Annotated in this window: 10 protein-coding genes; 9 read left to right on the plus strand and 1 reads right to left on the minus strand. The window is 62.9% G+C overall.

Translation table 11 applies throughout. The annotated features are described in order from the left end of the window. The first annotated feature begins 112 nt into the window (after positions 1-112). The 6 genes from prpE (at position 113) to F7R11_RS08795 (ending at position 8,608) form a co-directional block, all read left to right on the plus strand. A complete protein-coding gene (prpE, locus tag F7R11_RS08770) occupies positions 113-2,011 on the plus strand; it encodes a propionate--CoA ligase (RefSeq protein WP_064802659.1) in 1,899 nt (632 codons plus the stop codon). Between the two features lie 331 nt (positions 2,012-2,342). Beyond that, on the plus strand, positions 2,343-3,479 hold the full coding sequence (gene carA / locus F7R11_RS08775; protein ID WP_064802661.1) for a glutamine-hydrolyzing carbamoyl-phosphate synthase small subunit: 1,137 nt from the start codon (positions 2,343-2,345) through the stop codon (positions 3,477-3,479). A 16-nt stretch (positions 3,480-3,495) separates the two neighbouring features. After that, positions 3,496-4,170, plus strand: coding sequence for a leucine efflux protein LeuE (gene leuE, locus F7R11_RS08780; RefSeq protein ID WP_064802663.1), 675 nt, complete (start codon positions 3,496-3,498; stop codon positions 4,168-4,170). A 16-nt stretch (positions 4,171-4,186) separates the two neighbouring features. Then, positions 4,187-7,432, plus strand: coding sequence for a carbamoyl-phosphate synthase large subunit (gene carB / locus F7R11_RS08785; RefSeq protein WP_064802664.1), 3,246 nt, complete (start codon positions 4,187-4,189; stop codon positions 7,430-7,432). 206 nt (positions 7,433-7,638) lie between these two features. Beyond that, a complete protein-coding gene (greA, locus tag F7R11_RS08790) occupies positions 7,639-8,115 on the plus strand; it encodes a transcription elongation factor GreA (protein ID WP_021194819.1) in 477 nt (158 codons plus the stop codon). A 25-nt stretch (positions 8,116-8,140) separates the two neighbouring features. Next, positions 8,141-8,608 carry a DUF4149 domain-containing protein gene (locus tag F7R11_RS08795; RefSeq protein ID WP_021194818.1) on the plus strand — a complete coding sequence of 156 codons (468 nt, stop codon included), beginning with the start codon at positions 8,141-8,143 and terminating at the stop codon, positions 8,606-8,608. Positions 8,609-8,665: 57 nt separating this feature from the next. Here F7R11_RS08795 and F7R11_RS08800 read toward each other — a convergent pair whose 3' ends face one another. Further along, entirely contained in the window at positions 8,666-9,166 is a 501-nt protein-coding gene (locus tag F7R11_RS08800) for a YhbY family RNA-binding protein (RefSeq protein ID WP_021194817.1), read from the minus strand. Between the two features lie 96 nt (positions 9,167-9,262). On the opposite strand from F7R11_RS08800, the gene F7R11_RS08805 reads away from it, so the two are divergent. The 3 genes from F7R11_RS08805 (at position 9,263) to folP (ending at position 12,954) form a co-directional block, all read left to right on the plus strand. After that, complete coding sequence (locus tag F7R11_RS08805) at positions 9,263-9,928, plus strand: RlmE family RNA methyltransferase (RefSeq protein WP_021194816.1); 666 nt, start codon at positions 9,263-9,265, stop codon at positions 9,926-9,928. A 128-nt stretch (positions 9,929-10,056) separates the two neighbouring features. Beyond that, a complete protein-coding gene (gene ftsH / locus F7R11_RS08810; protein ID WP_021194815.1) occupies positions 10,057-11,943 on the plus strand; it encodes an ATP-dependent zinc metalloprotease FtsH in 1,887 nt (628 codons plus the stop codon). Positions 11,944-12,090: 147 nt separating this feature from the next. Further along, a complete protein-coding gene (gene folP, locus F7R11_RS08815; RefSeq protein ID WP_151180539.1) occupies positions 12,091-12,954 on the plus strand; it encodes a dihydropteroate synthase in 864 nt (287 codons plus the stop codon). The last annotated feature ends 54 nt before the right edge of the window (positions 12,955-13,008 follow it).

The following is a 13,008-nucleotide window of genomic DNA, read 5'->3' on the forward strand; positions in this document are numbered from 1 at the left end:
TTTTTGGACTGCGGTAAGACCCGCGTAAGTTGGCGGTCGCACAGTAGCCGCATCGAGCACATCGAACATTGAGCCGGCGCGCCACGCAGTGGGTCGGCCAGGAGACAACGTCATGCCCATGTCCGCCGCATACCGCGCGCTGTACCAGCGTTCCGTCGACGACCCTTCCGGCTTCTGGCACGAGCAAGCCCAGCGCATCGACTGGCAGACGCCGTACGCCGCCGTGCTCGACGATTCACGCTTGCCGTTTGCGCGCTGGTTTGTCGGCGGGCGCACCAATCTGTGCCACAACGCGGTGGATCGTCATCTCGCCACGCGTGGCGAGCAGGCGGCGCTGGTATACGTTTCCACTGAAACCGGCATCGAGACGACGTACACGTATCGCCAGCTGCACCGCGAGGTCAACCGCATGGCGGCCAGCCTGCAGGCGCTGGGCGTCAAGCGCGGCGATCGGGTGTTGATCTACCTGCCGATGATTCCTGAGGCCGCGTTTGCGATGCTGGCCTGCGCGCGCATTGGGGCGATCCACTCGGTGGTGTTCGGCGGCTTCGCATCCAACAGCCTGGCTACGCGCATTGACGATGCCACGCCGCGCGTTATCGTCAGCGCGGACGCGGGCTCGCGTGCGGGCAAGGTGGTCGAGTACAAACCGCTGCTCGACGCCGCCATCGACCTGGCAGTGCATAAGCCCGAGCGCGTGCTGCTCGTCAATCGCAACTTGGCGCCAATGTGGCACAACGCGCGCGATGTCGACTATGCCGCGCTTGGCAGCGAGCATGCGAATGCCGATGTGCCGTGCGAGTGGATGGAGTCGAGCGAGCCGTCGTACATCCTCTACACCTCGGGTACGACCGGCAAGCCCAAGGGCGTTCAGCGCGACACGGGTGGTTATGCGGTGGCATTGGCTGCGTCGATACCGCTGATCTTCGGCGCACAGGCCGGCGACACGATGTTCACTGCGTCGGACGTCGGCTGGGTGGTGGGCCACAGCTACATCGTCTATGCGCCGCTGCTCGCTGGCCTGACGACGGTGATGTACGAAGGCACGCCGATCCGCCCCGACGGCGCCATCTGGTGGCGCATTGTCGAGCAGTACCGGGTCAACGTGATGTTCACCGCGCCGACGGCGATCCGGGTGCTCAAAAAGCAGGATCCGGCGTTGCTGCACCGGCATGACCTGTCCAGCCTGCGCCGCCTGTTCCTGGCGGGTGAACCGTTGGACGAGCCCACGGCAAGCTGGATCGGCGAAGCATTGCAAAAACCCATCGTCGACAACTACTGGCAGACCGAAACCGGCTGGCCGATGCTGGCCATTCCACAAGGCGTGGAGCCGTCAACGCAAAAGCTGGGTTCGCCCGGTTTCCCGGTCTATGGCTACAAGCTCGACATTCTCGACGAGGTGACCGGCCAGCCCTGCGCACCGGGCGAGAAGGGGCTGCTGGCCGTGACGGCGCCGCTGCCGCCGGGCTGCATGAGCACCGTCTGGCGGGATGACGCGCGTTTCCTCAAGACATACTGGTCGGCGTTTCCTGGTGGCCAGATCTATTCCAGCTTCGACTGGGGTGTGCGGGACGCTGAGGGTTACATCACCATCCTCGGCCGTACCGATGACGTGATCAACGTAGCGGGCCATCGCCTGGGCACGCGCGAGATCGAAGAGAGCCTGTCGTCGCATCCGGCGATTGCCGAGGTGGCTGTGGTGGGCGTGGCCGACCAGTTGAAGGGGCAGGTGGCGATGGGCTTTGCCATCGTGCGCGACGCGTCACGCGTTGCCGAGTCGGCCGATCGCCTTGCGCTGGAAGGAGAGCTCATGCGCACCGTGGAGGCGCAGTTGGGTGCGGTGGCGCGGCCGTCACGCGTGTTTTTCGTCAACGCACTGCCCAAAACGCGCTCGGGCAAACTGCTGCGCCGGGCGATGCAGGCGGTGGCTGAAGGGCGCGATCCGGGCGACCTGACCACGATTGAGGACCCGACTGCGCTCGCGCAAGTGCAGGCCGCTATGCAAGGGTAGCGGCGCACAGAAAAGTGACGCTCGCGCCCGCTTGGGTGCGGGGTGTCGGGCACGCCGGGACGTCACAATTAGCGGGCTACCCGGCGTTAAGTCCTTCCTTTCATTGAGTTTTTTGTGGCGCGCGGGTATACTTGTCAGGTTTGAGTTCAGAAACCCATCACCCTAGCGCCAACCGCTTCCTACCTCCCGCCTACTGCCCCGTCTGCCTCGTTTCCTGGTGAGTTCCGCCCCGGTTTCGACGCGCAAACGGCCCGGAATCCGCGCAGCCGGAATTCCGCTTCGGCGCCAAGGCGATCAGGTCGGCACAGGGTGAATCCAGCAGGAGCTACCCGTGTTGCCGTCTTTCCCGCCCGCCATTCTCGCGCTTGCAGACGGCACGGTCTTTCGTGGCTATTCCATCGGTGCGGCCGGTCATACGATCGGCGAAGTGGTGTTCAACACCGCCATCACCGGCTATCAGGAAATCCTTACCGATCCGAGCTACTCGCGCCAGATCGTCACGCTCACGTACCCGCACATCGGTAACGTCGGCGTGAACCGTGAGGATGTCGAAGCCACGAAAGTCCATGCCGCCGGTCTCATCATCAAGGATCTGCCGATCCTCGCGTCGAACTTCCGCAAGGAACACTCGCTCTCGCATTACCTGAAGGGCGAGAAGGTTGTCGCCATTGCCGGTATCGACACCCGCAAGCTGACCCGCATCCTGCGTGAAAAGGGCGCCCAGAACGGCTGCATCCTGGCCGGCGAAGACAACGTGCAGAAGGCCATCGACCTGGCGCGCTCGTTCCCGGGCCTGTCGGGCATGGATCTGGCGAAGGTGGTGTCCGTCACCGAGCCGTACGAGTGGACCCAGACCGAATGGGAACTGGGCCGCGGCTACGGCAAGCAGGAAGCCCCGAAGTACCACGTGGTTGCGTATGACTTCGGCGTCAAGTTCAACATCCTGCGCATGCTGGCCGAGCGCGGCTGCCGTGTGACGGTGGTGCCGGCCCAGACCAGCGCTGCCGATGTGCTGGCGCACAACCCGGATGGCGTGTTCCTCTCCAACGGCCCTGGCGATCCGGAACCGTGCGATTACGCCATCGCCGCTGCCAAGGAATTCCTGGACCGTCGCCTCCCGACGTTCGGCATCTGCCTGGGTCACCAGATCATGGGCCTGGCCGTCGGCGCCAAGACGCTCAAGATGAAGACTGGCCACCACGGTGCGAACCACCCGGTCAAGGATCTGCAGGACGGCCGCGTGGTCATCACCTCGCAGAACCACGGCTTTGCGGTGGACCCGGACTCGCTGCCGGCCAACGCACGCGTGACGCACGTCTCGCTGTTCGACGGCACGCTGCAAGGCTTCGAGCTGACGGACCGCCCGGCATTCTGCTTCCAGGGTCACCCGGAAGCCTCGCCTGGCCCGCACGACATCGCGTACCTGTTCGACCGCTTCACGGCGGCGATGGACGCGGCCAAGCAGTAAGGCAAACGAGATCGCCATGAACGCCTTCATGCTCGCCCACTTCGGCGTCACCGAGTTCTGGACCTTCCTGCTCGGCACGATCTTTATCGTGCTGCTGCCGGGGCCGAACTCGATGTACGTGCTGTCGGTGGCGGCCCGTCGCGGTGTGCGCGCGGGCTACCAGGGCGCATGCGGCGTGTTTCTGGGCGATGCCATCCTGATGGTGCTATCGGCGGCGGGTGTGGCTTCGCTGCTGAAGGCGAGTCCGGCGCTGTTCTACGTCGTGAAGTACATCGGCGCGGCGTACCTGGCGTGGATCGGCTTGCAGATGTTGCGCGGTGCATTGAACAACTGGCGTGCACGCAAGGCAGGCGAGTCGGTTGAGCGGAGCGCGGCACCGGCTGACGAAGCGAATCCCTTCAAGAAGGCGCTGATCATCAGCCTGCTGAACCCGAAGGCGATTCTGTTCTTCATCTCGTTCTTCATCCAGTTCGTCGATCCGCACTACGCGTTGCCGGTGGTGTCGTTCGTCGTGCTGGGGCTGGTTTGCCAAGTCTGCAGCTTCCTGTACCTGACCACCATCATCTTCGTGGGCGCGCGGCTGGCCGCGGCGTTCCGCGCGCGACGACGTCTGTCTGCTGGTATGAGCAGCGGCGTCGGCGCCATGTTTATCGGCTTTTCCGCCAAGCTGGCGACGGCCACACTGAATTAATCGAATCGAGCGGGTTATGCCAAAACGTACAGACATTAAAACCATCCTGATCATCGGCGCGGGTCCGATCATCATCGGCCAGGCGTGCGAGTTCGATTACTCCGGCGCGCAGGCTTGCAAGGCGCTGCGTGAAGAAGGCTTCAAGGTGGTCCTGGTCAACAGCAACCCGGCCACGATCATGACCGACCCCAGCACGGCCGATGTGACCTACATCGAGCCGATCACCTGGGAAGTGGTCGAGCGCATCATCGCCAAGGAGCGCCCGGATGCGATCCTGCCGACCATGGGTGGCCAGACCGCGCTGAACTGCGCACTGGACCTGCACCGCCATGGCGTGCTGGCAAAGTACAACGTCGAGCTGATCGGCGCATCGCCCGAGGCCATCGACAAGGCCGAAGACCGCCAGAAGTTCAAGGACGCGATGACCAAGATCGGCCTGGGTTCGGCCAAGTCGGGCATCGCGCATTCGATGGACGAAGCCGTGGCAGTGCAGTCGCAGATCGCCAAGGAAACCGGCACCAGCGGCTACCCGATCGTGATCCGTCCGTCGTTCACGCTGGGCGGCACGGGCGGCGGTATCGCCTACAACCGCGAAGAATTTGAAGAGATCTGCAAGCGCGGTCTCGACCTCTCGCCGACCAACGAGCTGCTGATCGAAGAATCGCTGCTAGGCTGGAAGGAATACGAGATGGAAGTCGTGCGCGACAAGGCCGACAACTGCATCATCGTCTGCTCGATCGAAAACCTGGACCCGATGGGCATCCACACCGGTGACTCCATCACCGTGGCTCCGGCGCAGACGCTGACTGACAAGGAATACCAGATCCTGCGTAACGCCTCGCTGGCCGTGCTGCGCGAGATCGGCGTCGACACGGGCGGTTCGAACGTGCAGTTCTCGATCAATCCGCAAGATGGCCGGATGATCGTGATTGAGATGAACCCGCGCGTGTCGCGTTCGTCGGCGCTGGCCTCGAAGGCGACGGGCTTCCCGATCGCCAAGGTCGCGGCCAAGCTGGCCGTGGGCTACACGCTGGACGAGCTGAAGAACGAGATCACCGGTGGCGCAACCCCGGCGTCGTTCGAGCCGTCGATCGACTACGTGGTCACCAAGGTGCCGCGTTTCGCGTTCGAAAAATTCCCGCAGGCCGACAGCCACCTGACCACGCAGATGAAGTCGGTGGGCGAGGTGATGGCCATGGGCCGTACCTTCCAGGAATCGTTCCAGAAGGCGCTGCGCGGCCTGGAAGTCGGTGTGGATGGCCTGGACGAAAAGTCCACCGACCGCGACGAGATCATCGAAGAGATCGGCGAAGCCGGCCCGGACCGCATCTGGTATCTGGGCGACGCATTCCGCCTGGGCCTGTCGATCGACGAGGTCTACTCCGAGACCGCTGTGGACCCGTGGTTCCTCGCGCAGATCGAAGACATTGTCAAGACCGAAGCGCTGGTCAAGGCGCGCACGCTGGATAGCCTGTCGGCTGCCGAGCTGCGCCTGCTCAAGCAGAAGGGCTTCTCTGATCGCCGCCTCGCCAAGCTGATGAAGACGACCGCCAAGGCCGTGCGCGAGAAGCGTATCGCCGAGAAGGTCCGCCCGGTCTACAAGCGCGTCGACACCTGTGCCGCCGAGTTCGCCACCAACACCGCGTACCTGTACTCGACGTACGAAGCCGAGCATGGCGAGTGCGAAGCCGAGCCGACCAGCAACAAGAAGATCATGGTGCTGGGCGGTGGCCCGAACCGGATTGGTCAGGGCATCGAGTTCGACTACTGCTGCGTGCACGCCGCGCTGGCGCTGCGCGAAGACGGGTACGAGACCATCATGGTCAACTGCAACCCGGAAACCGTCTCGACCGACTACGACACGTCCGACCGCCTGTACTTCGAGCCGGTGACCCTGGAAGACGTGCTCGAAATCGTCGACAAGGAAAAGCCGGTTGGCGTGATCGTGCAATACGGCGGCCAAACGCCGCTGAAGCTCGCGCTGGATCTGGAAGCCAATGGCGTGCCCATCATCGGCACCTCGCCTGACATGATCGATGCGGCTGAAGATCGAGAGCGCTTCCAGAAGCTGCTGCACGAGCTGGGCCTGCGTCAGCCACCCAACCGCACCGCACGTGCCGAAGACGAAGCCCTCAAGCTGGCCGAAGAAATCGGCTATCCGCTGGTGGTGCGCCCGTCGTACGTGCTGGGTGGCCGCGCGATGGAAATCGTGCACGAGCCGCGCGACCTAGAACGCTATATGCGCGAAGCCGTGAAGGTCTCGAACGACAGCCCCGTGCTGCTCGACCGCTTCCTGAACGACGCCATCGAGTGCGATGTGGATTGCCTCTCCGACGGCAAGCGCGTATTCATCGGCGGCGTGATGGAACACATCGAGCAAGCCGGCGTGCACTCGGGCGATTCGGCGTGCTCGCTGCCGCCGTACTCGCTGTCGCAAGCCACCGTCGACGAACTCAAGCGCCAGACCGCCGCGATGGCCAAGGCCCTGAACGTGGTCGGCCTGATGAACGTGCAGTTCGCCATCCAGCAACGCGATGGCCAAGACATCGTCTACGTGCTGGAAGTGAACCCGCGTGCGTCGCGTACGGTGCCGTACGTGTCGAAGGCGACCGGCATCTCGCTGGCCAAGGTGGCCGCGCGTTGCATGGCCGGCCAGTCGCTGGATTCGCAAGGTGTCGAGACGGAAGTCGTGCCGGCGTACTACAGCGTCAAGGAAGCCGTGTTCCCGTTCAACAAGTTCCCGGGCGTTGACCCGGTGCTTGGACCGGAAATGCGCTCCACTGGCGAAGTCATGGGCGTTGGCAAGACCTTTGGCGAGGCGCTCTTCAAGAGCCAGCTTGCCGCCGGTTCGCGCCTGCCCGAGAAGGGCACCGTGCTGATGACGGTCAAGGACAGCGACAAGCCGGCCGCGGTGGAAGTCGCCCGCGCGCTGCATACGCTGGGCTACCCGATCGTGGCGACGCGCGGTACGGCCTCGGCCATCGAAGCCGCCGGCATTCCGGTCCGTGTGATCAACAAGGTGAAGGAAGGCCGTCCGCACATCGTCGACATGATCAAGAACAGCGAGATCGCACTCGTGTTCACGACCGTCGACGAGACGCGTACCGCGATTGCTGACTCGCGCTCGATCCGCCAAGCGGCGCTGGCCCAGCGTGTGACGTACTACACGACCATCGCCGGTGCCCGCGCTGCGGTGGAAGGCCTGAAGCACATGCAACATCTGGACGTGTACGACCTCCAAGGTCTGCACGCCACCCTGTAAGGCTTGGTAGGACCCAGAGTTTGGCCCCGCGGCGCGGCATAGCGTCGCGGTCAAGGCTCTCTGGGGCAGCAGTTGCCGCCTCCGGGCGGTTCGCCTACACTACAGTGTCCGTGTCAAAACAACGACAGCCGCCGTCAGGCGGGTGTGCGCTACGCGCCCTCCCGCTTCGCAGCGGCTGATTTTTTTGTGATTCCGAATTACCCACTATGAGCACCATTCCCATTACCAAGCGCGGTGCCGAGATGCTCAAGGAAGAGCTGCAGCGCTTGAAGACCAAGGAGCGTCCGGCCGTCGTCACCGCTATCGCCGAGGCACGTGCCCAGGGCGATCTGTCCGAAAACGCCGACTACGATGCCGCCAAAGAGCGCCAGGGCTTCATCGAAGGCCGCATCCAGGAAATCGAAGGCAAGCTGTCGGCAGCGAATATCATCGATCCGTCCGAGCTCGACGCCGAGGGGCGTGTGGTTTTCGGCGCCACCATCGACCTGGAAGACCTGGATTCAGGCAAGCCCGTCACGTACCAGATCGTTGGCGATGACGAAGCTGATCTGGAAACCGGCAAGATTTCGATCAGCTCGCCGATCGCCCGTGCATTGATCGGCAAGTTCGAAGGCGACGTCGCCACCGTGGTCGCCCCGGGCGGCGAGCGCGAGTACGAAGTCTTGGCCGTCAAGTACCTCTAATCACCACCAGCCGGAACGGTCCCCCATGCCTCAGCGCTTCTTTCAGTTGCTTGCAACGGTATGGTGCGGGTCGCTCTGGACCATCGGTTACATCGTCGCTCCGACGCTGTTTGCCATGCTGGAAGACCGCCAGTTGGCCGGCTCGATCGCCGGCCGGCTGTTTCACGCCGAGGCGTGGATTGGTCTGGGCGTAGGCTGTTTGCTGCTGCTTGCCGCCACAGCGCTGGTGCGGCGCGGGCAGGCGGGATACAAGTCGCTGCGATGGCTGGTGCTGGGGATGCTGGTATGCGTGCTGGTCGGCTACTTTGGGCTGCAACCGTTCATGGCTTCACTGCGTGAGCAGGCGGCGGCCCAGGGTCTGGCCGTCGGTGACTCGGCGTACCGGGCCCAGTTCGGCATGCTGCACGGTGTGTCGAGCGTGTTTTACCTGGTGCAAAGTCTGTTTGGCCTTGCGTTGATCTGGAAAACCGCTGGTATTCAGCAGCCCTCCTGAGGCCAAAGAAAAGACCGGCTGAAAAGCCGGTCGTTTTCTGTGCGGGCAAGCGTCAGATCAGGACAGTGCCTTCTTCTTTTGGCTGGTTTGGCGCGGTTTGGCACGTTTCACGTTGCCGCCGGCCGTGACGCGCTCGTTGCCGAGCACGCTTAGGCGAACCGGCTTCGGGCGGCGCGTGGCGTTCGGATTCGCCTTACGCACTGTAACGGAGCGCGGGCCGGCGCCGACGGTGGTCTTGCGCGGCGGGCGGATGTCCTGTGGCTGGTTTTCCTTCAGGTAGGCCGGACCTTCGCGCCAGATCACCAGCAGTTTGCCGATGTGCTGCACGGGCGCAGCCTGCAGGCGGGCGCAGATGGTGTCATAGAGCTCGATGCGGGCTTCGCGGTCGTCGCCGAACACCCGAATTTTGATCAGCCCGTGGGCCGCCAGCGAGCGGTCGATTTCGGCCAGAACGGCTTTGGTCAGGCCCTCCGCACCGATGATGACGACCGGGTTCAACGCGTGCGCTTCCGAGCGCAGTTCCGATCGTTGGGCAGGGGTGAGGATGAGGGCGGGCATAAATGAGGGCGAGATCGCGCAAAAGGACAAACGGCGCGTATTATCCGCCAAAATCAGTCCAAGCCGCCATGTTTAGGCAGTTTGGCAACCAATTCGATGGCAAAGAACAAGTTCAACCAGTCGTGGCTGCACGACCATATCAACGATCCGTACGTGAAGCTGGCCCAGCGCGAGGGCTATCGCGCGCGCGCCGCCTACAAACTCAAGGAGATCGATGAGCAGGACAAGCTGATCAAGCCGGGCCAGGTCATTGTTGACCTGGGGGCCGCGCCGGGCAGTTGGAGCCAGTACGTGCGCAACAAGCTAGCCGCCTCGCCGCGTGCCAAGGATGGCCGCATTGACGGCGCCATCGTCGCCATCGACATCCTGCCGATGGAAGCGATTGCCGACGTCGAATTCATCCAGGGTGACTTCCGCGAGGACGAGGTCTTCCAGCAACTGGAAGAAATCGTGCTGGAAGCCACGGGCGGAGGCAAAGTAGACCTTGTTTTGTCCGATATGGCCCCCAACCTCTCGGGTGTGGCGTCGGCAGACGCCGCGCGCATGGAGCACATCGCCGAGCTGGCCGTGGAATTTGCCATGGCGCACCTGAAACCTGAAGGTGCACTGCTGATCAAATGTTTCCACGGCAGCGGCTATAGTCAGATCGTCGAGATGTTCAAGCGCCATTTCAAGATCGTGGCGCCGCGCAAGCCCAAGGCCTCTCGCGACAAGTCTTCCGAGACCTTCCTGCTGGGCCGCCAGCTCAAGCATCCGGGCTGACGGACGTTACTCAGGAAGGGCCCGGTGGCGCTGAGTGGCCGATGGTCTTGCGGGCAATCAACCCGCGGCGGTGTCCGTGCATTACAATGCCAAGCATCCCGTCAAGGCATTTCTAAAGGAGTCTCGCCTTGAATAACAACTGGTTTCAGAAGGCGGCCATCTGGCTGGTGATTGCCTTGGTGCTGTTCACCGTCTTCAAGCAGTTCGACAAGCCGCGCACCCAAGAGGGTGTGACGTACTCGCAATTCATGGATGACGCAAAGGCCGGCAAGGTCAAGCGCGTCGAAGTGCAGGGCCGCACGCTGTTGGTCACGCCCAACGAGGGCAACAAGTATTCCATCATCTCGCCAGGCGACATCTGGATGGTTGGCGATCTGATGAAATTTGGCGTGCAGGTGACCGGCAAGGCCGAAGACGAGCCCAATATGCTCTATTCGATCCTTACCTACCTCGGCCCGACGCTGCTGATCATCGTGTTCTGGTTCTACATGATGCGGCAGATGCAAGGCGGCGGGAAAGGCGGTGCCTTCTCGTTCGGCAAATCCCGAGCGCGGTTGATCGACGAGAACAACAACAGCGTCACGTTTGCTGATGTGGCAGGGTGTGACGAGTCGAAGGAAGAAGTCGTCGAGCTCGTCGACTTCCTGAAAGATCCGCAGAAATTCCAGAAGCTGGGTGGTCGTATCCCGCGTGGCGTGCTGCTGGTCGGCCCTCCGGGTACCGGTAAGACGCTGCTGGCGCGCGCCATTGCTGGCGAAGCCAAGGTACCGTTCTTCAGCATCTCCGGTTCGGATTTCGTTGAAATGTTCGTCGGCGTGGGTGCAGCCCGCGTGCGCGACATGTTCGAGAACGCCAAGAAGCAAGCGCCTTGCATCGTCTTCATCGACGAAATTGATGCGGTCGGCCGCCATCGTGGCGCCGGCATGGGCGGTGGTAACGACGAGCGCGAGCAGACCCTGAACCAGATGCTGGTCGAGATGGACGGTTTCGAGGCCAACTCGGGCGTCATCGTCATTGCAGCAACCAACCGCGCTGACGTTCTCGACAAGGCGTTGCTGCGCCCGGGCCGTTTCGACCGCCAGGTCTACGTGGGCCTGCCGGACATTCGTGGCCGCGAGCAGATCCTCAAGGTGCATATGCGCAAGGTGCCGATCGGCAACGACGTGGATGCTTCGGTGCTGGCACGTGGCACGCCGGGTTTCTCGGGTGCTGATCTGGCCAACCTTGTGAACGAAGCCGCGCTGTTTGCTGCCCGCCGTAACAAGCGTGTGGTTGATATGCAGGACTTCGAAGATGCTAAGGACAAGATCTACATGGGTCCGGAGCGCAAGTCGGCCGTGATCCGTGAAGAAGAGCGCAAGGCCACGGCGTACCACGAGTCGGGTCATGCAGTGGTTGCCAAGCTGCTGCCGAAGGCTGATCCGGTGCACAAGGTCACGATCATGCCGCGCGGCTGGGCGGGTGGCTTGACCTGGCAGCTGCCGGAGCACGACAAGCACTACGCCTATAAGGACACGATGCTTGAAGAGGTCGCTATCCTGTTCGGCGGTCGCGCAGCAGAAGAGGTGTTCCTGGGCGCGATGAGTACCGGTGCTTCGAACGACTTCGAGCGTGCCACGAAAATGGCCCGCGACATGGTGACGCGCTACGGCATGAGCGACACGCTGGGCACCATGGTCTATGTCGACACCGAGCAGGACGGTTTCTTCGGCCGCATGGCATCGAAGACGGTGTCCGAGGCGACGCAGCAAAAGGTCGATGCAGAGATTCGTCGCATTGTTGACGAGCAGTACGCCCTGGCCAAGGGCCTGCTGGAAGCCAACCGTGACAAGGTTGAGGCCATGACGGCTGCGCTGCTCGAGTGGGAAACCATCGACGCCGACCAGGTCAACGACATCATGGACGGTAAGCCGCCGCGCCCGCCGCGCTATGGTTCGACTGGCGGTGGCAGCACGCCGCCGGGTGGCGGTACCCCCGCCGGAGCGAACCCGGGTAACGTGCCGGCCACGGCATGAAGGCTGTCTGATAGGTTATTGCCCTGAGGGCGGAGCATAAGAGCCGGTGCATGCGCACCGGCTTTTTTGTTAGTGCCTTTTTTGGTATGCCTGGCGTAGCATTCCGGTCCTGCGCCGTACTCTGATTCGCACATCTTGCCTGCTCTTATTCCCACTACGACGCACTTCCAGTGCGGGCGTTTTCGCTACGCGCGTGATCGGCGCCCGCTGGTCATGGGCATTCTCAACGTCACGCCCGATTCGTTTTCCGACGGCGGCCAACATGCCACCCGCGATACGGCGTTGCGCCATGCTGAACAACTGATCACCGAAGGCGTCGACATGATCGACATCGGTGGTGAATCGAGCCGGCCGGGCGCTGCACCACTGGGTCTGCAGGAAGAGTTGGACCGCGTGATGCCGATTGTCGAGGCGCTGCGCGACTGCGGCAAACCGCTGTCCATCGACACCTACAAGCCTGAGGTGATGCGCGCCACGCTAGAGGGTGGCGCCGATCTCATCAACGACATTTGGGGTTTTCGCCGCCCGGGCGCGATTGAGGCGGTGGCCAAGGGCAACGCCGGCCTGTGCGTGATGCACATGCAGCGCGATCCAGAGACGATGCAGGAGTCGCCCAGCTATACGGATCTGATGGGCGAAGTGACAGCCTTCCTGCGCATGCAGACCGAAGCATTGCTGGCTGCCGGCGTAGCTGCAGAGCGCATTTCGCTCGACCCGGGATTTGGCTTTGGTAAAACGCCGGATCACAATCTCACCATGCTCAATCGATTGGCGCAGTTTGAGCAGATCGGGTTGCCGTTGTTGGCCGGTCTGTCGCGCAAATCGACGTTGGGTGCAGTGCTGGGTGGCAAACCGCCGGCCGAGCGCATCACCGCGAGTGTGGCTGCCGCGTTGCTGGCAGCGGAGCGCGGTGCTTTCATCGTGCGTGTGCACGACGTGCGGCCGACCGTGGAAGCACTTCAGGTCTGGTGGGCAATGCGTCACGAAAGGGTTGATCCGCCGCTCCCATGACGGTCGTACGGTCGGGGTCGAGCGAACAGACGATTGCCCGGCTGCGGCTGGCAT

It is taken from the genome of Ralstonia insidiosa (assembly GCF_008801405.1).
GTDB lineage: Bacteria > Pseudomonadota > Gammaproteobacteria > Burkholderiales > Burkholderiaceae > Ralstonia > Ralstonia insidiosa.